Here is a 24,621-nt window from a genome sequence, read left to right on the forward strand (position 1 = left end):
TAGCAAATCAAACGCCAGCAAAAGTATTTGCTGACTTAAATGTCCAGCCCCACCACACGGGGGTATGAGGAGCCGGAACCAAAATAATATTTGGCACTGACATTCATCGACACACTATTGAGTTCTCAAAGAACAGACGCACGCAGGTTGACCCTGGATTCTCACCGGGGGCTTCCTGAGGCAACTTTTCCAGCCTAGCCAATCGCCCGAGCAGAGTCAAGCCACTCGTCCGATCCGGTCTTGCTGGCTGTCAGGCGCTCCTCGTCCTACCTCGTTTCCCAGGCCTTTCGGCTCCGGGTCGGTGTCCGTGTCGCTCTGACTTGGACAAAGTTACGCGGCGGGGAACGCCGAGTCAAATCCGCACTACACGCATGTCATTTCGCAGGTCAGAGGCGGTGCGGACGTCCGAATAAGGGGCTCGGGCCACGCAAATGTGACCCGAGCCACGTGATCTTTATGCGCCCGCCCGCAGTACGCCGGCGAAGTTCCGCTTGCCGCGGCGCAGCACCAACCATCGTCCGTGCAGGTAGTCGGTATCGGCGGGGGTCCATTCGAGGTCGGAGATCCGCTCGTTGTTCACCGAGGCCCCGCCTTCGTTCACCGCGCGACGGGCCGCACCGCGGCTTTCCGACAGACCGGTGGCCACCAGCAGATCGACGATGGTGTGCTGTGCTCCCGACTCGACCTCGGCGACCGTGCCCTCGACCGCGGCTTCCCGCAGCGCCGCGCCCAGCGTCGGCTCATCCAGGTCACGCAGATCGGCGCGACCGAACAACGCCTGACTCGCCAACTGCACGGCGCGGGTATTCGCCTCGCCGTGCACCAGGTTCGTCATTTCCTCGGCCAACTTGCGCTGCGCTTCCCGCGCGTGCGGGCGTTCGGCGGTGGCCACCTCGAGCTCGGCCAACTCCTCGCGGGAGAGGAAGGTGAACCAACGCAGGTAGCGCACGACATCGGCGTCGGCGGTATTCACGAAGTACTGGTACCAGGCGTAGGGGCTGGTCATCTCCGGGTCCAGCCACAGACTGCCGCCACCGGTCGACTTGCCGAACTTCTTGCCGTCGGCCGAAGTGACCAGCGGCACGGTCAGCGCATGCACCGATGCGCCGTCGACCCGGCGGTTCAGTTCGACGCCCGCGATGATGTTGCCCCACTGATCCGAGCCGCCGACCTGCAGCTCGCAGCCGTACTTGCGGCGCAGCTGCAGGTAGTCGTTGGCCTGCAGCAGCATGTAGCTGAATTCGGTGTAGGAGATGCCCTCACCGTCGAGGCGGCGCTTGACGGTGTCGCGGGCCAGCATGACGTTGACCGAGAAGTGCTTGCCGACATCGCGCAGGAAGTCGATGGTCGACAGCTGGCCGGTCCAGTCCATGTTGTTGGCGATGACCGCGCCGGTGGGTGAGTCGTCGAGGTCGACGAAGCGCTCCAGCTGCGAGCGGATCCGGCCCGCCCACTCCGCGACGGTGTCGGTCGAGTTCATGGTGCGCTCGCCGACATCGCGTGGATCGCCGATCAGGCCGGTGGCGCCACCGGCCAGCACGATCGGGCGATGGCCGGCGCGCTGGAAGCGCCGCAGCGCGAGCAGTGGGACCAGGTGTCCGGCGTGCAAACTGGCCGCGGTGGGGTCGAAACCGGCATAGAGGGTCAGCGGGCCCGCGGTCGTCGCCGCGCGCAGGGCGTCCAGGTCGGTGGACTGCGCGATCAGTCCGCGCCAGGTCAGTTCGTCGATGATGTCGCCGCTCACGCTGTCCCATCTTTCCGCACTGGTCCCCGCGACCGGCATGCCCCTCAGTCTCACCACGCACCGCCGCGCAGGTCGAACGATTTTCCGGGGGCTACTCGGTGCAGAACATGATCTACACCGCCTGGGCGAAGCGAGCGTCGAAATCGAGTCCGGCGGCCGACCTCCCGGGGCGGATGAATCGCCGCACCCGAATCGCGGAGCGGCGCTACGAACGCAGCAGGCACCTGGTCGGCGTGCCGACCTGCAACGCTGGTACCAGGTGGCTGCGGAAGACGATCAGTCAGTCCATCGGAACATGACAACGATCGGCAGACCGAGGTCTGCCGATCGTTGTGGGTTGTTCGGATATTCAGCGAGCCAGCAGGTCGCGCACCGCGGTGATGCTGTCGCGCCGCTGCCAGGCGATCCAGACGAATGCCACGCCCAGCACCAGCGGGAAGGGGGCCAGGGCGGGCGCGCCGAGCAGGAACACCTGGGTCAGCGCCGCGCACACCATGGTGATGGTCAGGCCGACAGCTGCCGGGCCGTTCAGGCGGGGCACCAGCAGGCCGATGCCGCCGGAAAGTTCGACCACACCGGTGAAGTAGCGGAACCACTGTCCCCAGCCGATGGTGTCGAAGGATTCGACCGCCGCGTGTGCGCCCAACAGCTTCGGGGCGGCGGAGGCGATGATGAGGAACAGCGCGAGCACGATCTGCACGGTCCACAGCGCGATGTTCGTCTTCTTGCCGGGGCGGTGGGCGGCGGCGGTGATCGGGGCGGCGGAGGCGATGGCGGTCATGGTGTCTTTCCTTCGGGTCGGTCGCGCCAGGTGGAGCGCGTTCAACAGATAGGACGGACACCGCGGCGAAAACTCATCGCTTGCCCCGAAAAAGGCTGCCGCCTGGTGTTATATCGCCTCGAGCGGTGCGCGCGGGCTACGCCGGTAGACCGAGACGGCAGGTGATGCGAGCCAGAATCGCCACGGCACATCCGCCGCACTGCTGACGCCGACGCGCGGGCCGCTGGCGATCTCGGCGGGGTCTATCGCACCGTTGAGTTCCAGCCGGATCGGCGACGCCGGATCGAACAGCGGAATTCCGTAGTCGCTCAGCGCGATTCCCAGGGCGCTGCCGAGATTGCCTGGGCCCCTTGCCAAATCGGCATCGGTGCGGGCCGCGGGACGGCGCGCCCGGGCCGTCTCCAAGCCCGCGACCACCTCGCCGGACCGGATGAGCACCGCGCTCGCCGTGCCGTCCGGCCCGCTGGTCACGTTCACGCACGTGTGCATGCCATAACTGAGGTAGACGTACAGCACCCCGGCGGGCCCGAACATCACCGCATTGCGCTTGGTCCGCCCGCGACCGGAATGCGATGCCGGATCCGGCCATGGTCCGGTCGGATCGCCGCCGTAGGCCTCGGCCTCGACGATCCGCACTCCCACCGGTCCGGCCCACAGCGTCGAGCCGAGCAATCGCTGGGCCGCGGCGGGCGGTTCGACCGCGAGTTCCTCACTACGCACGACTCACCATTGTTCCCGACATCAAACGTAGCGGCTGTGCTGGCCGGAGCGCAGGGTGATCAGGTCGTCGATGATCACCGCGGCATAGCCGACCGCGACCAACACCGCGAGCTGCGCCCATGCCACCGACGCGACTCCGATCGGGATGGTCGCGGCCACCGCGGCGGCGGCGATGAGCCGCGACCACGGGCGCGGTAGGCCCAGGGCGCGCCGGAAGCAGAATTGCCCGAAGAAATACAGGGCGACACCTCCGGACAGGGCCGATGCCGCGGCGACGGAGGCGGGTTCGTTGCCGTGCGCGATGGTCATGCTGATGCCCGCGGCGGTGACGGTGATGCCGACGAGCAGCGGATAGAGCGCGTAGCCGTAGGCGAGGACCGCGGGACGTGAGCGCTCCCGGTCCGGGACCGCGGCCAGCGCGAGTTCGCCGCGGTCGTCATCTATACCGAAGTACGCCCACCACAGCACGTAGGCCAGGCAGAGGCCGAGCGCGACCGTGGCGACCAATGGCACGGTGAGCTTCTCCCCCGCCAGACCGACGCCGATCGCGACCACCGACTCGCCGATGGCGACGATGATCACCAACCCGTTCCGCTCGCAGAAATGGCTGGCCCGCACCATGAAATCGCGAGTGTCGACCAAATAGGGGCTGAGCACCTGCACCGCGAATGCCGCGCCCCAGCACAGGTACTGCGACCATCCGTGCACGAAACCGCCCGCGAGCACGAGCGCTGCGGCAAGCGCGTTCAACGGCGCGATGCGCTTGATCGCCTGCGACGCCGATAAGCCGCCGCTGACCCAGAACAGCACGGTGTGCACGGTATTGACCAGGACGTAGCCGAGCCCGAATGCGAGGCCGGTGCCGTGGAACGCGTCGGGGATGGCCAGCGCCAGCACGAAGAATCCGAACATGCCGATCAGCAGCAGGGTGCGGCGCTGCGGACTATTCGGCGCTACTTCGTTGGTGAGCCAGACGTATCCGCTGTACATCCACCAGATGACCCCGAACAGAACCACCACCTGCGCCAACGACGCCCACCCCGGATGGTGGGTGAAAACATGGGTCAACTGGGTGATGGTGAAGACGAAGACGAGGTCGAAGAAGAGCTCCAGGGTGGAAACCCGGACCTGTCCCCCGTCCACGTCGGCTTGCATGGTCTGGCTGTTCACGGCACGAGCGTAGAACGGTGAGCTGGGTACGGCGCGCCGAGTGCGCTGGGGTTGCCCGAGGCGAACGGTCAGCCGTTCAGGCGGTCTCAGCCCAGCACCTCCGTACCCATGTACAGCCCCTTGAGCTTGTTCGGGTTGACCTGGAAGCGCAAGTTGTGGATGTGGCCATCGATGATGTCGTAGGTGAACGCCGCCACCGGATTTCCATCGATGAGCGCGAGCGCACCGAGTTCGCCATTGATATGCGCCGGTTCGAGCACGACGCCAGCGACCGTCGGCTTGGCGAGTACGCCGAGGACCCAGCGGGCCACATGGTCCGGACCGTAGAGCGGACGTCGGGCCGCGGTGACCACACCGCCGCCATCGGACCAGGAGGTCACATCGGGGGCGAGCAGATCCATCAGGGCATTGAGATCGCCACCGTTGCAGGCGGACATGAACTGCTCGGTGATGTGCGCGCGCTCGGCCTTATCGGTATCGAAACGCGGGCGGCGCGATTGCACATGTGAGCGGGCACGGTGCGCGATCTGGCGGACGGTGGCCTCGGGCTTGTCGAGGGTGTCGGCGATTTCGGCGTGGCTGTAGCCGAAGACCTCGCGCAGCAGGAATACCGCACGCTCCACGGGATTCAGGGTTTCCAGCACCACCAGCATCGCGGTGGAGACGGTGTCGGCCAATTCGGTCTCCTCGGCGATATTCGGTGACGTCAGCAGGGGTTCGGGAAGCCATGGGCCGACATAGGTTTCGCGTTTGGCCTTGGCGGAGGTGAGCCGGTTCAACGAGAGGTTGGTGACCGTGCGAACCAGGTAGGACTTGGGATGCTGGACCGTCGACTGATCGGTCTCGTTCCACTTCAGCCAAGCGTCCTGGAGGATGTCCTCGGCATCGGTGACGGTGCCCAGCATCCGGTAGGCGGTGGAGAAGAGCAGCCGCCGGTGTTCGATGAAGGGATCCTGCGCGGGCGTAGCGTCAACCATTGGGCTCATGCTCCTGGTCCAGGTCCGGATTCCGCAATCGGGATGTCCAGACGAACATGACACCCGACACCGCCGCCCGCCACGGGTGGCGGGCGGCCGATTCGGGCCGGTTCCTCATGCGGTCTGGCGAGTTGCCTTGCCCCCCTTGGACAGTTGGACCGAGACCGTCATCTTCTTGCTGAGCTTGAAGCTGGGTACCGGGCTGCTGCTCACACTTTCCTTGTACAGCACCGCGGCGCGTCCGGTCAGGTAGAACCGTCCCGGTGTGTCGTCGGCCTTGGTGAACTGGATGACCGCGTCCTCGCGGCCCAGGCTGACCGGCTGGTGGAAGTAGCCGAACCGGAACGGCTCGACCGACTTACCTTTCAACTGCCGCGCGATGGCATCGGCGGCGTAGGCGGCGGTCGGCAGGCCGGACTGGCAGGTGCCGTGGATCTGGCCCCAAGCCTGTCGCACCGCGGCGGCGTCGCCGATGGCGTGGATGGTGGGGTGCGAGACCGACCGCAGGGTCGAGTCGACCACGATCTGTCCGCGTGCGTCGGTTTCGATGCCCGCCTGCGTGGCCAGCGGCGAAACCCGAACGCCGGTGGTCCACAGGGTCAGATCGGCCGAGACCAGTTCGCCGTCGGCGAGTTCGACCGCATCGGGCAGCACCTTGGTGACCGCCTGGCCGATCTCGCGGACGACGCCGAGCCGGTCGAGTGCCTTGTTCAGGTAGGCGCGGGCCTTATCACCCATCATCGCGCCCGGTTCGGTGCTGCTGATCAGCGTGACCTTCGCACTGGGGAAGCCTTCGGCGATTTCGGCCGCCGCCTCGATACCGGTCAGACCACCGCCGCAGACCGCGACGGTGCCGCCATTGGCCGCGACCAGGGCGAGATGCTCGGAGAAACGGTGCGCGGTGCGCGGATCGTTCAGGGTCCAGGCGTGATCGGCGGCGCCGGGCACGATGCTGGTGTCGGTGCTGCTGCCGAGGGCGTAGATCAGCTCGTCGTAGTGCAGGGTGGCGGTGCCGTCGAGGTAGACGCGCTGGGCCTCGGGATCGATGGAACTCGCCCAGCCCTGGACGAATTCGACGCCCGAGCCCGCCAGGATCTCCGGGATCTGATTGTCGGCCAGCTCCTGGCCCGCTGCGACCTGGTGCATGCGCAGCCGCTCGGTGAATCGCGACGACGGGTTGACGAGGGTGATCTGCACATCGAGTTTGCGAGTCCGCCGGGCGAGCCGGATGGCGGCCAGCATGCCGGTGTAGCCCGCGCCGAGTACGACGATCCGATGCGTGGTGGGCCCGCCCGCCACCCTGCCGCCACCCCTCATCGAATCGCCACGCGATGCTGTGTTCATGGTTGCTCCCATGGTCGGTGTCACCGGGACAGGTTTCTCGGTTGGTGACGACCATGGGACAAACCACCTCCGCTGGACGTGACAGTCGCATGATGTGATGCGCGTCACGTCGTTTAGAAGTCGCTGGATTTGACCTCTACCAGCGAAAACACCGGGATCAATGCTTTCCGAGCGCCTCGGTTCGGACCAACTGGAACAGGCTCGGGTTATCGGTCGTGGTAACCACGCTCACGATCTTGCGCGCGAACAGGTCGTCCTCGGCCAGTCGCAACAGCGCCGCGGCCAGGTCGACGCGCGCGGTGTACCGATGATCGGCATGTCCCTCGACCATCGTGTAATCGGTGACCGCGGGCAGCGCGTACAACCCACCGGGACGCACCACCGTCCACTCCAGATCGGTTGCCGCCAATAGCGCTTCCATCCGCCGCATGTCGTCATAGAGCGTCTTGCCCATGACGCGCACGATGTAGGGCTGCAGGACCCGATTGAACAGGAACCCGGCCTCGGAGTAGCGCTTCGGATCGACCGCACTCGACGAGACGGCCGCGATCCGGCGCACGCCGTGCCGCCGCATCGCGGCGATGATGTGGCGAATCCCCTCGGAGTAGGTGGTGATCGGCTCCTTGCTGTACGGAACACCCAATGCGGACAGCACCGCATCGGCACCGGCAACGGCCGTATCGACCGAATCCGGTTGGTGGACATCACCACCGAAGACCGTGAGCCGACCGTGCTCGATCGGGAAGTCATCCGGACGACGGGTGACCGCGACGACGTCATGACCTGCGGCGAGGGCCTGCTCGGTCAGCAGTCGCCCGGTGGGGCCATTGGCTCCGAAAACGATGATGCGCATGACTTACTCCTGAGGTTCGGTATGCCTTCGACGCCGAGCCATCCGAGCGTCGTATCATATGGAAACCATAGCAACTAATTTGAAAGTCATACAATATGACAGACGTAACAAAGGCGGAAGCGCGCCGACATCGGCAATCGGCTAATGCGGTCAAGGCGTCGCTGCGCGATCTGAACATCCAGTTATCGCTGCTCAACAGGCAGTTCGGCACCAAGATGGCGCTCAAGGACGCCGACTGGAACTGCCTGGACCTGATCAACCGGCACGGCCCGCTCAGCCCGGGCGCCCTGGCCCGGTTGGCCGGAATGCATCCGGCGACCATGACCGGCGTGCTCGATCGCCTGCAGCGCGGGGGCTTCGTCACCCGGGAACGCGATCCCGAAGCCACCGACCGCCGCGCCGTCACCGTGCGTGCCACCCGGGACCGCAACCCGGAGCTCTACCGCATGCTCTCGGGCATGAACAGCCGCATGGACGATCTGTGCGATCGCTACTCCGAGGCCGAACTGGATCTGATCGCGGATTTCCTGCGCCGCACCGCCGCGGCCGGGCACGATTCGGCCGCCGAACTCGCCGAGGACTGACCCCCGAAATCAGGGACGAAATCGGGACGCTCCCGGATGTGGGCGGATAGTGCCGATCCCTACCGTCGTCGCGTGTCTTCGGTTTCTCGGCCGCGCTGGCGGCGGTTGCTCCTGATTGTCGCGGCGTTCGCGACGGTATTGCTGCTTTCGGTCGGCGGCTGCGTCACGTGGGTGTATCGCAGCGCGGTCGTATCCACTGTCGGCAGTACCGATTTCAGCAATGAGCTCGCGATTCCGCCGTTGGCCCAGTCCCGGATCCGAGAAGATGGCACCCGCGTCTTCGAACTCGATATGCGCTCGGGGCGAAAAGAATTCCGCCCGGGGCAGACCACCGAGACGTGGGGGTTCAACGGCGACTATCTCGGGCCGACGCTGCGGGCCCGGCGCGGTGAACGGGTGGAAGTCGAAGTCCGGAACAAACTTTCGGAGCCATCGACCGTGCACTGGCACGGCATGCACCTTCCGGCGGCGATGGATGGCGGACCGCATCAGATGGTGCAGGCCGGTGGCACGTGGACACCGGCCTGGACCGTGGACCAGCCGGCAGCGACGCTCTGGTACCACCCACATCCGCACGGCGCGACCGAACAGCACGTCCGGCGTGGGCTCGCGGGCATGTTCCTGCTCGACGACGAGGTGTCCGAAGGGCTTTCGCTGCCGAAGAACTATGGTGTCGACGATCTGCCCGTCATTGTCCAAGACGTGAAATTCCGTGGGAACCAGCTCGATTCGTCCCATGGCATGTTCCGCGATATCGGCTTCCTCGGCGACCGGACCATGGTGAACGGCACCCTGACGCCGTATCGGAATGTCGGCGACGAACTCGTTCGGTTGCGATTGCTCAATGCGTCCACCGCGCGGATCTACACCTTCGGGTTCGCCGACGATCGCCGATTCTCCCTGGTCGCCACCGACGGCGGCCTGCTGGAACGCCCGGTCGCACTGGACCGGGTGCGGTTGTCGCCGGGCGAGCGCGCCGAGATCGTGGTCCGGGTGCGACCTGGTGAACGCACGGTGCTGCGCAGCACGAAACTCGATGCGGGGCTGGGCTTCTGGGCGCAGCGTTTCGCGGGCGGCGACGACAGCTTCGATCTCCTCGAATTGCGCGCGGCACCGACACTGCGACCCTCGCCCGAATTGCCTGTGGCACTGGCACATCCGTCGACTCCCGATGGTTCCGACTCGGTGACCGAACGCGACTTCGAGTTGCAGTTGAGCGGAATCAACGGCACGCCGATGGCAATGGATCGGATCGATTTCACCGTCACCAGGGGTACGGCCGAAACCTGGACGGTGCACAACAACGACGGGATGCCGCACAACTTCCACATCCACGATGTGCAGTTCCGAGTCCTCGAACTGAACGGTGCGCCGCCGCCGGACGCGCTGACCGGACCGAAGGACACCATCTTCCTGCCGCCGAACGCGAGAGCGAAGATCGCCATGCGGTTCGACGGACCAGCCGATCCGAACTCGCCGTACATGTATCACTGCCATCTGCTCTGGCATGAGGACCAGGGCATGATGGGCCAGTTTGCCGTGGTCGAGCCGGGACAGTCGGCCGGAACTCCGGCGCATCACGAAAGCCACCACTAGACGCGACGCCCGCGGCGCGCTAAATTCATCACACAGTGAATTCAACACCCGATGAATTGAGGCGTCTCATGACGGACCTGCACTCATCTCCCGCTGTAGAGGTGCGCAACCTCTGCGTGCGCCGCGGGGGCCGCGAAGTTCTGCACGATATTTCGTTGACCATTCCCCGCGGCTCCATCACCGGACTGCTCGGACCGTCCGGATGCGGCAAGACCACCCTCATGCGCAGCATTGTCGGCACCCAGATCGTGGAGTCCGGTGAGATCTCGGCGCTCGGGATTCCGGCGGGCGCGGCGGAACTGCGGCGCCGGATCGGCTACGTGACCCAGGCGCCGAGCATCTACCCCGATATCAGCGTCCGTGAGAACGTCGCCTACTACGCGGCGCTCTACGGCCGCGACCGCGACGACACCGACGAAGCCATCGCCGCGGTTGGCCTGCTCGAACAGGCACGTCAGCGCGGTGACGAACTCTCCGGCGGCCAGCAGACCCGGGCCTCACTGGCCTGCGCACTGGTCGCGCAGCCCGAGGTGCTGATCCTGGACGAGCCGACGGTGGGTCTGGATCCCGTTCTGCGCGTCGATCTGTGGAAGCAGTTCCACGAATTGGCCGCGAACGGGACGACGCTCCTGGTGTCCAGCCATGTGATGGACGAGGCCGAGCACTGCGACAAACTGCTGCTGCTGCGCGAGGGCGCACTCCTCGCCCAACTCAGTCCCGACGAACTGCGCACCGAAACCGGTGAACAGAACCTCGAACAAGCCTTCCTCACTTTGATCACGATGGGACGTGCGGCATGACTACCACCCTCGTACCCCCACGCCGGACGCTGACACTGCGCCCGTACGTCGCGACGACCGGACGCATCCTGCGCCAGCTGCGCAACGACCACCGCACTGTCGCAATGATTCTCGTGGTTCCGGCCGTGCTGATGACGCTGCTGTACTTCATCTACAAGGACACCCCGCCCAATCCGCTCAACCCGGTGCCGATCTTCGACCGCGTCGGCATGAGCATGCTCGGCATCCTGCCGTTCATCGTGATGTTCCTGATCACCGCGATCGCCATGCAGCGCGAACGCACCTCGGGCACATTGGAGCGGCTGCTGACGACGCCACTGTCCAAGCTCGATCTCCTCGCCGGGTACGGCACTGCTTTCTCCCTGGCCGCGGCCGCGCAGGCGGCGGTGGCGTGTCTGGTTTCCTTCGGTCTGCTCGGCCTGAATTCGGCGGGCAGTCCGGTCTGGGTGGTGGTGATCGCGATGGTCGACGCGATCTGTGGTGTGGCGCTCGGTCTCTTGGCAAGTGCCTTCGCGCGCACCGAATTCCAGGCCGTGCAGTTCATGCCGGTGGTGGTCGCACCGCAGATCTTCCTGTGTGGCCTGCTCGTTCCGCGCGGACAGTTGCCGGGCTGGCTGGAGGCGATCAGCAATGTGATGCCGTTGAGTTACGCGGTCGATGCGCTGCAACAGGTTTCGACACATCCGAATGTCACCGGGCAGATGTTCTGGGATCTGCTGGTCGTCGCCGGATTCGCCGTTGTCGCGCTGTGCCTCGGCGCGGCCACCCTACGGCGGCGAACCACGTGACCGAGGCGACCAACGGCGATCGCGGCACCCGCTCCGGGCGTCGGCCAGGACAATCCGGCGCCCGCGAGGCGATCCTGTCCGCCGCCCGCACCCGCTTCGCCGAGGGCGGTTTCGATAAGACCTCGATCCGTGCCGTCGCCGCCGACGCCGGGGTCGATCCGGCACTGGTCCACCACTACTTCGGGACGAAACAGCAGTTGTTCGCCGCGGTGGTGGAACTGCCGGTCGATCCGGAGGCCACGCTGCGCCGGATCGAGGCCGCACCGCTGGATCGGCTCGGGGAGACCATTATCGGCTCGGTGGTCGCGGTGTGGGATTCCCCCGCCGGTCCCGGGGTCGTCGCGGCGGTACGCAGTATTCTCGCGGGCGGTGACAAAGCGCTGGCCAGGACATTTGTCCTGGAGGTCGTACTCGAACGGGTGCGAGTGCGAATCGCGACGCCCGAGGATGACGGCCGAGCCCGGGTCGCTCTGGTCGGCACCCAGATGATCGGGGTGCTGGTCGCGCGCAAGATTCTCGAAATCGAGCCGCTGGCGTCCATGCCGGCGGCCGATCTCGTCGCCGCGGTGGGGCCTACGCTCCAGCGCTATCTCACCGGTGAAATCGACACCACCGCAACATGATCGACGTTTCAGCGGATACCGGACGGGTGGATCCGGCGAAGTTCGAGCCCACACGGCGGATCGCCGCCGTCGACACATGGTGCGGCGAATGCCCGGTGGCACCCGCAATGGTGTGCCACCGGGCGCATGCCCGATCAGGCGTCGGCGTGCTGACCGGTGAAGGCGGTGTGCTCCGCGTCGGTGACGTCGCGGGCCTCATCGATCAGCAGCACCGGGATGCCGTTCTCGATCGGGTAGGCGCGGCGCAGGCGCGGGTTGTAGAGCGCGGTGGCGCCCTTGTCATCGCGGACCAACAGCAGCGGACCCTTGTCCTGCGGGCAGGCGAGCAGGCTCAACAGCGTGGCGTCCAAGGCGGTTTCCTCCGGCATGTTCGATAACTTACCCGGCGCCTAGAACTGCTCCGCACCGGAACCGCCCGGTGGCGGCGGCACCGGCTCTCGCCGGAACGAGATGTAGCGATGACCGAAGTAGCTGGCGATCGCGACCAGTCCCATCACCACCACCGCCGACGGCTTACTCGGCAGGTGCAGCACCGAGACGGCCAGCGACAGCAACACCATATTCATCAGCAGGCCACCGGAATTCACGCCGACGAACCGAAGGAAATCGCGGATCATGTGGCCCCGCACCCGGAAAACCAACGTCCGATGCAAGACGAATGCGATAACGATGCTGATGGCATAGGCCAGGACCACCGCGACGGCAGGTGGCACGCTCGCGCCGAGGATCGCCAACCACATGACGGTCAGCCCCATCCCCAGCGCGGTATTCACGACGCCGACAGCCGCGAACGCGATCTCCTGCCGCTTGACGATGCGCAGCAGCGGTCCCGGGTCCTCGGACTCCGTCGGCCGCGGGACCACCGCCTTCGCGGCGTCCGAGCTCCCCGGATCTCCCGCGCCCGCATTCACCGAATTCGCCGCACCCGTGGTCACCGGATCGCGTCTGCCAGATCGGGTTGGGCCGTCGGCGGTTGCGCCGGCGCCGTATCCGCGGTCGCCATGTCGACGGGCTCGTCATCGGGCCGCCGACTCCGCAGATACAGCCACTGCAGCACACTCAGTCCGGCCAGGCCGAGCACCGCGGTCGCGCCGCCGATCTTCCAGCCCGGCGGACGCCAGCTCACTACCAGGTCGCCGTTCTTGGTCCCGGCCGGAACATCCACGGTCACAAAGATCTTCGCGACCACCTTGATCGGAAGGTCCTTGCCGTCCAGCGTCACCCGGTAGCCCGGCCAGCCGAGCCGCGCGAAGACGATCTGCCCGCCGTTCTCCGAATTCACCCGCACCCGGCTGGTCATATCCGATTCCGAGACCGAGGTGGCGGTCACGCCCGTCGCATCGGCGACCCGGCCGTTCTGGGTGGAGAGCAGCCCGTTCTCGCGCTCGAGCACCTCGATGTAACGCTCGTGGCCCGGGTAGTCGACCCACTTCCAGCCGGGCGGCGCGGGTTGGTTGCGCGCGTCGGGGTACAGCGCGCGTTGCAGCACCACCCGGTCGACCTTCATCAGATCGACGATGGTCCGGCCGGTGGTCGGTTCGGTCGCGAATGCGCGGCGATAGGCATCCGGGCAGACACTGGTATCCCAGCGCATGCAGAGCATGTCGCCGAACCAGAAGTGCCCGTTCGGGGTGTAGCCGCTGACGTAGGTCAGCTCGAGATCCTTGGCGTAGTTACCGAATACCAGCGATCCGTACGCGCCCTGCAATGTGCGCTCATTGGGCTGGATCAGCCCGCGATCGGCCAGTTGCAGTGTGGTGCCGGGGAATTTGGGGAAGGCGCGCTTCATCTCGGCGCGGTTCTCCGGCAGGTTCCAGCTCATCGGTGTCGGCTGCACCATATTCACCTGGAGGAAGGCGATCGGGAACACCGCGACGATGGCGAGCGCGCAGGCCGCGGCCGTCCCCCGGTTGCGGCCGAGCCACACCACAGCGGCTCCGAGCGCCGCGACGGCGGCCACCGAAACCAGATGCCAGCCGATGCGGTGTGGATCCGCGGAGAAGGTCCGCGCGAGCAGCAGTCCGAGCAGCAGCGCACCGGCGATGCCGCGCCGACGCCAGTCCGCGAAGGTGGCATGGCGCCCGAGCAGCACACACACCAGCACCAGCAGTCCGAGCGCCAGCATCGGCAGCACCCGGGCGGGCCAGCGCAGCGGGCCGATGGTGCCGGGTCCGGCGGTCCACATCAGCGCCATGATCGCGACCAGCGCGGGCGCGGTCAGCTCGCGCGCTCCCGCGCGCGCCTTACCCCAATCGACGAACGCCAGCGCCGGAATCAGGAACCACGCGATGTAGACCACCGGCAGTGGTTGGATATAGCCCCACCAGGAACTGTAGGCGGGCATGGTGGTCGGCAGGCTGGCGTTCAGCGACTCCGACCAGGGCACGGTCAGGAACTGGTCGTTATTGATCTGGGAGGTGCCGCGCCAGGTCACCTTGGCCGAGAGCATGCTCGGCAAATAGGTCGCGAGCCCGGCCAGCGCCGCGAAACCGGCCACCGTCAGCAGCCGCACCGAGGGTTGCCACTTCTTCTGATAAACCAGTTCGCCGACCGCCACCGCGCCGATCATCAGCCCGGCCTCGACGGCCGGGAAGATGTACTGCACCGAAATGGCCAGATACAGAAAGACGAATGTCGGAATCGGACCGCTGCGGCCACGCGCGTACCTGACACCGGAGGCCCAGGCGTGCACCATCCACGCGGTGCCGGTGAACGCGGTGAACCAACTCGCCTCGTCGAAGAACAGCAGCCACCCGGTGAACGGAATCGAGACGCCCGCGACCGCCGCCCACGCCGGCTTCGCGCCGTAGACCAGGCAGATCCGGTACACGCCGAGGCCGAGGATGACCGCGAAGATCAGCTTGACCACGGTGGCGTACAGCGCGAGGTTGTCGACCGAAGGCGCGATCAGATCGATCAGCAGCTGCGGCGGATTGAGCAGACCCGCCTCTTCGATCGTGTAGTTGCCCGCCATCCAATGCTCAGGGACCAGCGCGGGCAGCTGTCCGTCGCGCAGCTGCCGCCCGAGCATCACCCATAGCGGGGCGTACTGCGATTCCGTGTCGTCGGTGTAGAAATGCCGGACGTTGGCCAGCAGTACCGCAACATATCCCGCGATCACCCCGAGCGCGGTAATGATGCCCCATTTGTACACGTCCCGCGGGGCAGGGACGCTGCTTTCCACCACGAGTTCCAGACCCTACAGTGCAACACCGCTGGCTCGCATCGCCCGCTGGCCCGTGGCCCGAATCCGATCGGCTCCGAACATGATCAGCGGGCCGAAGGGGCGTGGTCGGCACCATGTTAGAGTTCACGACGGCTCGGGCTCAGCACCAGCGACGAGTACCGGCACGCACCGTCATCGAAAGTCGATCTCGCCAATGCCGATTCCCACCGCACGTACGCCCCGGCCGGTTCCGGGGACATCGAGCGAGCGTCCGTTTGTCCGGTCCCAGAGCGGCCACCGGCACTCGGTTTCCGTCGTCGTGCCCGTATACCGGGGCGAGGACACCATCTCCGCGCTCGTCGCCGAACTCGACAAGCTCGCCGAGCCGACCACGACACCCGACGGCACCACCTTCATCGTCGACGAGATCATCCTGGTCCACGACAACGGCCCGGACCGCTCCGATGTCGTCATGCAGCAGCTCGAGCAGACCTACGAGCAGGTCAGGGCGGTGTGGCTGAGCCGCAACTTCGGCCAGGACGCCGCGACCATCGCCGGTATGGCGGCCGCGCGCGGCGAGTGGATCGTCACGATGGACGAAGACGGTCAGCACGATCCCGCCTTCATCGCGGCCTTCCTGGACGCGGCGCTGGCCGAACGCGCCGACCTGGTCTACTCCAAGCCGACCAATACCCGCCCGCACGGCTTCCTGCGCAACCTCACCTCGCGCGGCGCGAAGATCGTGCTCGCCACCATCTTCGCCTTCCCGGATTCGACACGGTTCGAGAGCTTCCGGCTGATCCGCGGCGATATCGGTCGTCAGCTCGCCGAGGTCGCCGCCAACGGCGCCTACCTCGATGTGGCCCTGACCTGGGTGGTCGGCAATGCCGTCTCGGTGCCGGTGCTGCTGCGCGCCGAGGGCCGCGAGGAGTCCGGATACAACTATCGGCGGCTGTTCTCGCTGTTCTGGAAGATGGTGCTGTGCAGCGGGACCCGCGGCCTGCGGCTGGTCAGCCTGCTCGGCGGCACGCTGGCGCTCGCCGGCGGGATCATGGCGGCGGTGATCATCGTCCAGAAGCTGGCGGGCCACAACAATGATCCCGAGGGTTGGGCCTCGATGATCGTGGTCACGCTGCTGTGTTCGGGCGCGATCCTGTTCTCGCTCGGGCTCATCGCGGAATACCTCGGTGTGGCACTGCACATTCTGGTCGGTAAGCCGCTCTATCTGACCGTGGACTCCCCCACTCCGCGCCCGGCTACCATCGAGGCGCCGGACACGACCCATCGAGTCACCGCCGCGGTACCGGCAGCCGCGGGTGAGAAGGGCACAGGGGAGTGAACGAGCGCATCATCTTCAGCAGGCCGTTCCGCGCGAGCCGGGAGCTGGCGAACATCGAGGCCGTACTCGGCTCGGACCACAGCCACGGCGACGGCGAGTTCACCGCGTCCGCGACGGCCAAGCTGAAGGACATCACCGGGGCACCGCACGCGCTGCTGACCACCTCCTGCACGCATGCCCTGGAATTGGCCGCGCTGCTGCTCGAACTCGGACCCGATGACGAAGTGATCGTGCCGAGCTTCGCATTCACCTCGGCGGCCACCTCGATGGCGCTGCGCGGTGCGACCTGCGTCTTCGTCGATATCGATGAGGCGAGCGGCAATATCGATCCGGATTCGGTCGCCGCGGCGATCACCGACCGGACCAAGGCTGTCGTGGTCATGCACTACGGCGGTGTCGCCGCCGATATGGCGCGGCTGCTCGCGCTGACCGAGCAGCACGGCATCGCGCTCATCGAGGACAATGCGCACGGCCTCGGCGGCACCTGGCACGGTCGCCAACTCGGCACCATCGGCACGCTGGGCACCCAGAGCTTCCACGACACCAAGAATGTGCACTGCGGTGAGGGTGGCGCGCTGCTGCTCTCCGACGAGATCCTGATGGGTCGCGCGGAGATCATGCGGGAGAAGGGCACCAACCGGGCCCGCTTCCTGCGCGGTCAGGTCGACAAATACTCCTGGCAGGATATCGGCTCCAGCTATCTGCCCAGTGAACTGAACGCGGCCGTACTCGACGCGCAGCTCGATGAATTCGACGCGATCCAGGCGCAGCGCCACCGGGTGTGGGACACCTACGCCGCACAACTGCCGGACTGGGCCGAACGGACGGGCGCCCGACTGATGACGGTGCCCGAGGATCGGGAACACACCGCGCACATGTTCTTCCTGCAGATGCCGAGCGAAGAGTCACGTGACGGGCTCATCCGGCATCTCGCGGCGCAGGGCATCGTCGCCCCGTTCCACTACATCCCGCTGGATTCCAGCCCGGCCGGGCTGAAGTACGGGCGGACACCGGTGCCGTGCACGCGTAGCGCGCGGTTCTCCTCGACGATCCTGCGGCTGCCGCTGTGGCCGATGCTGACCGAGGCTCAGCTCGGTCGCGTAGTCGAGGCCGTCACCGCTTACAGCTCGTAACCGCCCCTACTGCTGCTGGCGCTGCTGACGGGCGGCCTCCTCGCGGATCTCGCGAAGCCTGGTCGCCGCATCCTTCGCCGGCCGGGCCTGCACTGCGGGTGGTGTAGCTTGCGGCAGCTGCGGCGTCGTTTCGGCTTTACCTCGGCTGGCGACGTAGAGCCGGAACGCGCCGTAGCCGAGCAGCAGCAGGATCACCAAGGGCACCAGCGAGAAGATCAGACTCTTCACGAAGCCGAAAACCATCAGCGCGCCCAGCAGCGCCAGGATGCCGACGCCCAGCCGAACCTTCCACGACATCTCGAAACCTCCGTCGTCGTCGAGGACTTGGTATCCACGCTACGCACCTGCGGGCGTCGACGGCGGCTTCCGGGGCGGGTTCGTCGCCGCGGTGAACGCCGAATCGATGGGCCGGGTCCCGGCTTTCGCCGGGACGCCGGGCCGCGGTCAGTCGTTGCCGAGCAGCGCGGTCGCTTCGGCCTCGGTGAGCACCTCGTAGGCGTCCGATTCCCGGTTGTACCACCAGGTCTCGGGTCCGGGCCGCGGGCGACCCTGGGCCTGCACCGCGCGGGTGGACGGGCGGTAGGACGAGCTGCGCGGGATCTCACCGACGACGTACACGATGTCGGGGCGCTGGTCCGGATCGAGGGCCTGCACCGCCTCGGTCACATCCTTGGGTTCCAGCCGGAAGCCCTTGCGGATGCTGACCGCCGCCACCGCCAGCGCGTGCTCACCGACGGACAGGCCATAGGCGACCTCCATATCGACGGCGGTGATGTCGTTGAGGGTATCGACGATGGGTTGGGTGAATACCGCTCCGCGGGCGCTGTGGATCACCGTATCCCTGCGATCGACCAGCCAGTAGTCGCCGTCGCCGTCGCGACGGAACAGGTTCTCCGTCGGCATCCAGGCATCGCCCGCCGTGAACACACCGCGCAGTCCGCCGTCGGAGAGATCGATACCCTCGGTCGCCTTGCCGAGCAGCAGACCGACCTCGTTATCGGCGCAGCGGCGCGCGAAGCCGGACGCGTCGGTCCGGATCTGGCCGGTCACCGGGTCGTAGGCGACCAGTTCCACCCTGGCGGTGCCCGGTACCGGGCGGCCCTTGCAGCCCGCCTTCACACCGGTCACATTGGCCAGCACCACATCGCCCTCGATGGACGCGTAGAACTCCAGCACCCGGGCGGGCGCGAACTGTTCGGTGGTGCGCCGCCACAGCCCGGCGGGCATGCCCGAGCCGATGAACAGCCGGATCGGATGCCACATGGGGGTGGCCGCCGACGGAGCCGACGGGGTGGGTGAGCGCAGCCCGGCCTTGAAGACCTCGGCGTCGAGGATGTCGCGCAGCATGGTCCAGGTGTAGGTGACCACCGTGACGCCGTAGCGGTGCACCTCCTCGTCGAACCGGGTCGGATCCAGCGATCTGGCCAGCGCGATCCGGCTGCCGCCCGCGATCGCACCACCGAGGCTCACCAGCAGACCGGACGAATGATGCAGCGGCGCAAGGCAGTAGACGGTGTCCTTGCGGTCCAGATCGGCCGAGGTAGCGGTGCCGAAGGCGGACAGCGCCCAGCGGTGGTTGGTGATGTATTTGGCCTCGAGCCGGTCGCCTGTCCCGGTGACGAGCACGAAGGCCAATTCGCGCGCCAGACCCGGGTCCGGGCGGTACCAGGCGGGCAGTTGCACCTGGGTGGGATCTATCTGCTCGAGGTCGATCACCTTGTCGCTGAGCGGGACATCGAGGGTGCGCGTATCGCCGCCGCCGAGGACGAGCACCCGGGTGCCGGTGGCCGCCGCGGACCGCAGGTTCTCCGGATCCGAGACCAGGGTCTTGATACCGGTGAGCTCGATGGCCCGGTCCAGTTCGCTACCGGGGGCGAGCAGTACGGCAACCGCGCCGAGGCGCGAGAGCGCGGCGACGGTGGCCAGCGCGCTCGGCCGGGTCTCCATCACCACACCGACGCGAATGGCCGGGCGGATGCCGACGGAAATGAGCCCGCGCACCACATTGTCGATACGCGCGTTGACGGCCGCATTGGTATGCACGCGATCGTCGAAGAGGAACAGATCGCGCAGCGGGGCGCGGCGCGCCTGCTCGGCGACCAAGCGGCCCAACGAGATTCGGGTGTGCGGCTGGATCAGGCCGAGCCGGGCCAGCCGCGGCAGTGCCCGTGCGGCCTCACCGGCCAGTTCGATGGAACCGCGCACGGTATTGTTGGCGATCCCTTCCAGCGCCTTGCCGACACCGGCGCCCGCCTCGACCATGGTGGCCGCGGTGTGTACGACGCGGGTGGCCGCCGAATTCGGCCGGTTGGTCGCGACATGTTCGGTCATCGGCGCGATTTCCGGCGGCAGCGGCTGATCGCCGTCCATCCAATCGACCCACTGACGCACCAGCGGCCAGGTGTGCCGGGTGGCCATGCTGCCCGCGACGAGGCCGAAATGTCCTGCCACCAAACTGGCTTCATAGACCTCGGCATTGGGCGCGGCCCGCACGATGCCGCGCACCGCGGCGGGCTGGCCGATATCGTCGACCTCGCCGACAAAGGCGAGGATCGGGCACTTCAGTTCGGCCAGCGAAATCGGCTGATCCCGGATCACGAAGCCACCCAGCATCATTCGGTTGTGCGCCACGAACTGCTTGAGCAGATCGGCCGCCGCCGGACCCGCGTAGCCGACCCAGCCGTCACTATTGAGGAATCGGCGCTGACGTTCCTTGGGCAGCAACGCCTCCCGGTCGTGCAGCTGGCGCAGGAAGTCGATGCGCGATTTGGCGGTCTTCACCGGATCGAGCATCTGGAAGCCGACCCGGACCATGGAATCGGTGATCGGCAGCCGGGTCACCACATGGTCGGCCAGGAACTCCGCGACGTCGGAGACCATGCCGTACGGGAGTCCGAACGGCATCCCCGCGACGACATCGACCGGGCTGCCGAAGGTCACGATGCTCTCGACACCCTTGCCGAACCGGTATGCGGTGGTCTGATAGGCGAACATGCCGCCCTGGGAGTAGCCCATCAGATGCACGCTGCTGCCGGTCGCATCGCAGACCGCATCGACGGCGCTGTCGACCGCGAGGACGTGATCGGCCAGATCCCGTTCCCAGCCGCCCTCCTCACTGGCGGGCGAACCGAAATCGACCACCCAGCAGTCGATTCCGCCGCGGTGCAGAATGCCGACCGCGCCGTCCTCGGCGTTCACATCCCAGATATCGGCGTTGACCATCAGCGGCGGCACCAAGACCGCGACCGGGCGCCCCGGCGTCGTATCGTCGGGGAAGTAATGGCGCAGCCGATACATTCTGCGCCGTTCCACCACCTCGAACGGCGACGACTCGACATCGTGGGTCAGCCCGCCGAAGCGGATGACCTCGAGGCCGTTCTGGGCCGTCGCCATCAACCGCTGCACCGACCCAACCACACTCTTCGCATTGAACTTCACGATCGCTCCTGGCCCTACCCTGCAAAGTGACCCGCATCACACACCCCGATGTGCTCAGACGAGCTTCCCACACCGTGTATCCATTATGTGTCCGCTGTGACCGGTTCCATGCCAGGTGGGGCCCGATCTTCCGGATGTCCGCCGGATGGGTATGGAGACGGCGCACAGAAAAATACCGACCGTTCAGACACGCCCGAGAAGTCCCGATTCATCCCAGGACGTTATCTGCGGTTGTCCGCATCGAGTTCGTGTCGTAACCATCCAGAAAACAGACCGGCACACTCGTGGCTTGTTCTTCGAAATTTCCCTGCGCACAGTATCTTTCGCGGTCTAGGATCGATGCCGTTCGGAACGCAATGTCGCGTAAGCCAATTCGCACGAGAGAGTCGGTTCCCTTTTTCATGTCTCGGTCCGTCTCATCTCTCGGCAACCACGTCGTCTCAGCCTCGACAGGCATGCCGCCTGTCGAATTGTTATGAACAGCAACCGAATCTGAAGTGCCGTCGACTACCAGTGCACCACAATCGCCCGTCTCGGTGACCATCTCAGGTGAGGACAACGCATGACCATCGAAATGCCAGTCCAAACAGAAAACAACGTTCGCAAGAGCCTCAGCACCGGTGCCGCCCACCAGCTCGCGCATACCACCAAGTCCGAGCCGCAGATGCAGGGCATCACCTCGCGCTGGCTCACCCGCACGCTGCCTTGGACGCAGGTCAGCGGCGGTATCTACCGAGTCAACCGCCGGCTGACCCATACCGTTGGCAACGGCGAGGTCGAGTTCGTCATCGACGGCTCGCAGGCCAGGGTGATTCCGATGGAACTCACCGAACTTCCGCAATTGCGGGACTTCGACGACGAGGAGACGCTGCGCGCACTCGCCCAGCGATTCGAACAGCGCGACCTCGGGCCCGGCACCGTGGTCGCCGAATTCGGCAACCCGATGAATCAGGTCATGCTGATCGTGCACGGAAAACTCAGCAAAATCGGCACCGGAGAATACGGCGAGCAAACCAAGTTGGGGATGCTGGCCGGAGGGGATTTCTTCGGTGACGAAACGCTTGTCGACGAGTCGGCTATTTGGCCGGTGACCGTCAAGACCGTCACCCAGACCACCATGCTGGTACTCCCCCGGCAAACGCTCGATGAAATCCTGGAAACCACCCCGGCACTCCGCGAGCAATTATCCCGGGTGGCGGCCGCACCGGCCCGGCCGCAAAATACCAAGGGCGAGGCGAATATCGAGATCTCCTCGGGCCACTCGGGCGAACCGCTGCTGCAGGGCACCTTCGTCGACCTCGACGCCGACCCGCGCGAATACGAACTCAGCCTGGCGCAGAGCGTCTTGCGTGTGCACACCCGGGTCGCCGACCTGTTCAACGACCCGATGAACCAGGTCGAGCAGCAACTGCGGCTCACCATCGAGGCGCTCTACGAGCGTCGCGAGAGCGACCTGGTCAATAATCCCGATTTCGGGCTGCTGCACAATTGCGATCTCAAGCAACGCATCTACAGCGAATCCGGCGCGCCGACACCGGACGATATGGATGAACTGCTCGGCATGCGACGCAGCACGAAACTCTTTCTGGCACATCCGAAGGCGATCGCCGCCTTCGGTCGTGAATGTAGTAGGCGCGGGCTCTATCCCGATCCGGTCGAGGTGGACGGACACCGGGTCTTCGCCTGGCGCGGGGTCCCGATCTACCCGTGCAGCAAGATTCCGGTCAGCGATACCCAGACCACCTCGATCCTGGCCATGCGCACCGGCGAGAAGGATCAGGGCGTCATCGGACTGCACCAGACCGGCATTCCGGACGAATACGAGCCCGGCCTGAACGTCCGCTTCAAAGGCATCGACGATCAGTCGATCATCTCCTACCTGGTCAGCTGCTACTACTCGGCGGCAGTGCTGGTGCCGGACGCGCTGGGCGTGCTCGACAACGTCCTGGTCGCCCGGCAGGCGGAATGACCGGGGTGGTGACCGATGTCGGTGCTCTCGCGTGTCTCGGCACCGGCGGCCACCAGTGATGTGGCCGCCGCGGTTGCCGCGCTGTTGTCGAACCTCGATGCCACCGCTCCGCCGACGTTACCGCTAGCGGCTCCGGAACCACCGGAGACCGCCGTTACCCCTGAAGGCACGGATACACCCGAATGCACAGCAATACCCGTATCGAACGAATCAGCCGAAGCCGAGGTGGTGGCAGCTGATTCACCCGAACCGGACCGGTCCACCGAACCTACGACACCTGCTCCGCGCCGCCTCCTCGGACCCAGCGGACTCGGCGCGGCTGCGCTCCTACTCCCCTCGTCCACGTCTGCGGAAGCGGGATTACCTACTACTGAGGTACCCGACCCCGCATGCACACCTACTATCCAGGCGGCTGGTTTCCAGCCGCCGCCAGTGACGCTCGATGCCGTATCGATCGCTGTCGGCGCGGCGCAGGGGGCCGCGCCGACAGGATCGGCCCCCATCGAGCAGAAATCCGCGCAGGGTCGAATTCCCCTCGGCCCCACCGGATTGGGTACCGCGTCGGCCTACCTGCACGGCACCGCGGCACCGATTCCACCGCTGTACTGTCCACCGCCGGTGCGCGATGATCCGGCATTGGCCGAACTGGTCAATGACGGACTCATCGCCTGGGCCCGGGATATCGGCCTCTACGCCGGACGACTGGATGAACTGCGCGATGCCGACTTCGGCCGCCTGATCATGCTCGCCCATCCGGACAGCAACGATCCCGACCGGCTGCTCGCCGCCGCCAAATGCGCGGTCTCCGAATGGGCGGTCGACGATTACTACTGTGATGAGGGAGCCGATGACACCGCACCCGACGGCACGCCCTCCAGTGCCGAGACCGAACTCGGTCCACGGCTCGAATTGGCAGCCGCCGCAATAGATCCCGTTCATCTGCCAGCGCGCTACGCGCCACAGCTGGAACGGGCCATGCAGGCCGATCCGATCCTGCGCGCGTTCCGTACGTCCTTCGAGCATCTGTCCCGGTATGCGACCCCGGCTCAGCTCGCCCGATTGCGCACGGAGATCGGCGGATGGTTCATCGCGCTCGGCGCGGAGGCCGGTTGGCGGGCCTCACACCGCATGCCCCCGGTGTGGGAATACCTCACCAACCGGCAACCGCACAGTTTCCTGCCGTGTATGGCGCCGATCGATGTGGTCGGCGGATATGAACTCCAGGCCGCCGAGTACACCGATCCGCGGGTGCGGCGGGTGGTCACCACGGCCGCGCTCGCCAGTCAGATGGTGAACGACCTGTACTCGATGGCGCGCGAAGACCGTTCGGAAGGTCGGGAATTCAACCTGCCGACGGTCCTAGCGGCGGAGGAGCGGTGCTCCCGGCGCGAGGCGGTGGTACGCACGGCCGCCATCCACGACGAACTGGTGCACCGGTTCGAACAGGAGGCGGGGCCGCTGGCCGCCGTCGGCTCGGCCGAACTGCGCCGATTCCTCGGCGGACTCTGGGCCTGGATGGGCGGAAACCGCGCCTGGCACGCCGCGAGCAAGCGCTACAACGAGTCGAATCAGCCAGTACCGCAACGAAATCAGTAG

21 protein-coding genes are annotated in these 24,621 nt (G+C 66.3%); 9 read left to right on the forward strand and 12 right to left on the reverse strand.

Features of this window, described 5'->3' with window-relative positions:
- Nucleotides 1-454: 454 nt before the first annotated feature.
- The 7 genes from tyrS to ACQP2D_RS29815 all read right to left on the reverse strand — a co-directional run bounded on the left by tyrS (nt 455) and on the right by ACQP2D_RS29815 (nt 7,589).
- Nucleotides 455-1,744 (reverse strand): tyrosine--tRNA ligase, encoded by a 1,290-nt coding sequence (tyrS, locus tag ACQP2D_RS29785; RefSeq protein ID WP_433679239.1) that lies wholly within the window; start codon nt 1,742-1,744, stop codon nt 455-457.
- 349 nt (nt 1,745-2,093) lie between these two features.
- Entirely contained in the window at nt 2,094-2,525 is a 432-nt protein-coding gene (locus ACQP2D_RS29790; RefSeq protein WP_433679240.1) for a DoxX family protein, read from the reverse strand.
- A 108-nt stretch (nt 2,526-2,633) separates the two neighbouring features.
- Nucleotides 2,634-3,245, reverse strand: a complete 612-nt coding sequence (locus ACQP2D_RS29795) for a DNA-3-methyladenine glycosylase (protein ID WP_433679241.1) — start codon at nt 3,243-3,245, stop codon at nt 2,634-2,636.
- A 21-nt stretch (nt 3,246-3,266) separates the two neighbouring features.
- Nucleotides 3,267-4,415, reverse strand: coding sequence for a low temperature requirement protein A (locus ACQP2D_RS29800; RefSeq protein ID WP_433679242.1), 1,149 nt, complete (start codon nt 4,413-4,415; stop codon nt 3,267-3,269).
- Between the two features lie 86 nt (nt 4,416-4,501).
- Nucleotides 4,502-5,392, reverse strand: coding sequence for an RNA polymerase sigma-70 factor (locus ACQP2D_RS29805; protein WP_433679243.1), 891 nt, complete (start codon nt 5,390-5,392; stop codon nt 4,502-4,504).
- A gap of 114 nt (nt 5,393-5,506) precedes the next feature.
- Complete coding sequence (locus ACQP2D_RS29810) at nt 5,507-6,736, reverse strand: NAD(P)/FAD-dependent oxidoreductase (protein ID WP_433679245.1); 1,230 nt, start codon at nt 6,734-6,736, stop codon at nt 5,507-5,509.
- 157 nt (nt 6,737-6,893) lie between these two features.
- Complete coding sequence (locus ACQP2D_RS29815; RefSeq protein WP_433679246.1) at nt 6,894-7,589, reverse strand: NAD(P)-dependent oxidoreductase; 696 nt, start codon at nt 7,587-7,589, stop codon at nt 6,894-6,896.
- 95 nt (nt 7,590-7,684) lie between these two features.
- Between ACQP2D_RS29815 and ACQP2D_RS29820 the strand changes: the two genes are divergently transcribed.
- From ACQP2D_RS29820 to ACQP2D_RS29840, 5 genes are all read left to right on the forward strand, one after another.
- Nucleotides 7,685-8,173 (forward strand): MarR family winged helix-turn-helix transcriptional regulator, encoded by a 489-nt coding sequence (locus tag ACQP2D_RS29820; RefSeq protein ID WP_433679247.1) that lies wholly within the window; start codon nt 7,685-7,687, stop codon nt 8,171-8,173.
- A 72-nt stretch (nt 8,174-8,245) separates the two neighbouring features.
- Nucleotides 8,246-9,769: a multicopper oxidase family protein gene (locus ACQP2D_RS29825; protein WP_433679248.1), complete on the forward strand. Its 1,524-nt coding sequence runs from the start codon at nt 8,246-8,248 to the stop codon at nt 9,767-9,769.
- 68 nt (nt 9,770-9,837) lie between these two features.
- Entirely contained in the window at nt 9,838-10,569 is a 732-nt protein-coding gene (locus tag ACQP2D_RS29830; RefSeq protein ID WP_433679249.1) for an ABC transporter ATP-binding protein, read from the forward strand.
- Nucleotides 10,566-11,357 (forward strand): ABC transporter permease, encoded by a 792-nt coding sequence (locus ACQP2D_RS29835; protein ID WP_433679250.1) that lies wholly within the window; start codon nt 10,566-10,568, stop codon nt 11,355-11,357. Before ACQP2D_RS29830 ends, ACQP2D_RS29835 begins: the two co-directional genes overlap by 4 nt.
- Nucleotides 11,354-11,980, forward strand: coding sequence for a TetR family transcriptional regulator (locus ACQP2D_RS29840; RefSeq protein ID WP_433679251.1), 627 nt, complete (start codon nt 11,354-11,356; stop codon nt 11,978-11,980). The genes ACQP2D_RS29835 and ACQP2D_RS29840 overlap by 4 nt, the downstream gene beginning before the upstream one ends.
- A 134-nt stretch (nt 11,981-12,114) precedes the next feature.
- Here ACQP2D_RS29840 and ACQP2D_RS29845 read toward each other — a convergent pair whose 3' ends face one another.
- The 3 genes from ACQP2D_RS29845 to ACQP2D_RS29855 are packed head-to-tail and all read right to left on the reverse strand — an operon-like array spanning nt 12,115 to nt 15,167.
- Entirely contained in the window at nt 12,115-12,348 is a 234-nt protein-coding gene (locus tag ACQP2D_RS29845) for a Trm112 family protein (RefSeq protein WP_433679252.1), read from the reverse strand.
- A 21-nt stretch (nt 12,349-12,369) separates the two neighbouring features.
- Nucleotides 12,370-12,915 (reverse strand): GtrA family protein, encoded by a 546-nt coding sequence (locus tag ACQP2D_RS29850; protein ID WP_433679253.1) that lies wholly within the window; start codon nt 12,913-12,915, stop codon nt 12,370-12,372.
- Nucleotides 12,912-15,167 carry a hypothetical protein gene (locus ACQP2D_RS29855; RefSeq protein WP_433679254.1) on the reverse strand — a complete coding sequence of 752 codons (2,256 nt, stop codon included), beginning with the start codon at nt 15,165-15,167 and terminating at the stop codon, nt 12,912-12,914. Before ACQP2D_RS29855 ends, ACQP2D_RS29850 begins: the two co-directional genes overlap by 4 nt.
- A gap of 193 nt (nt 15,168-15,360) precedes the next feature.
- Between ACQP2D_RS29855 and ACQP2D_RS29860 the strand changes: the two genes are divergently transcribed.
- Together ACQP2D_RS29860 and rffA are read left to right on the forward strand one after the other, a co-directional pair.
- Complete coding sequence (locus tag ACQP2D_RS29860) at nt 15,361-16,485, forward strand: glycosyltransferase (RefSeq protein WP_433679255.1); 1,125 nt, start codon at nt 15,361-15,363, stop codon at nt 16,483-16,485.
- The gene (gene rffA, locus ACQP2D_RS29865; protein WP_433679256.1) at nt 16,482-17,618 is read left to right on the forward strand and encodes a dTDP-4-amino-4,6-dideoxygalactose transaminase; all 1,137 of its coding nucleotides are present in this window, start codon (nt 16,482-16,484) and stop codon (nt 17,616-17,618) included. The genes ACQP2D_RS29860 and rffA overlap by 4 nt, the downstream gene beginning before the upstream one ends.
- Nucleotides 17,619-17,624: 6 nt before the next feature.
- Here rffA and ACQP2D_RS29870 read toward each other — a convergent pair whose 3' ends face one another.
- On the reverse strand, nt 17,625-17,915 hold the full coding sequence (locus ACQP2D_RS29870; RefSeq protein ID WP_433679257.1) for a hypothetical protein: 291 nt from the start codon (nt 17,913-17,915) through the stop codon (nt 17,625-17,627).
- Between the two features lie 147 nt (nt 17,916-18,062).
- On the reverse strand, nt 18,063-21,056 hold the full coding sequence (locus tag ACQP2D_RS29875) for an acyl-CoA synthetase (protein WP_433679258.1): 2,994 nt from the start codon (nt 21,054-21,056) through the stop codon (nt 18,063-18,065).
- A 562-nt stretch (nt 21,057-21,618) separates the two neighbouring features.
- Here ACQP2D_RS29875 and ACQP2D_RS29880 point away from each other — a divergent pair.
- Together ACQP2D_RS29880 and ACQP2D_RS29885 are read left to right on the forward strand one after the other, a co-directional pair.
- Nucleotides 21,619-23,025: a family 2B encapsulin nanocompartment shell protein gene (locus ACQP2D_RS29880; RefSeq protein ID WP_433679259.1), complete on the forward strand. Its 1,407-nt coding sequence runs from the start codon at nt 21,619-21,621 to the stop codon at nt 23,023-23,025.
- A 15-nt stretch (nt 23,026-23,040) separates the two neighbouring features.
- Complete coding sequence (locus ACQP2D_RS29885; RefSeq protein ID WP_433679260.1) at nt 23,041-24,621, forward strand: family 2 encapsulin nanocompartment cargo protein terpene cyclase; 1,581 nt, start codon at nt 23,041-23,043, stop codon at nt 24,619-24,621.

This window comes from Nocardia sp. CA-119907 (assembly GCF_050955995.1).
Lineage (GTDB): Bacteria > Actinomycetota > Actinomycetes > Mycobacteriales > Mycobacteriaceae > Nocardia.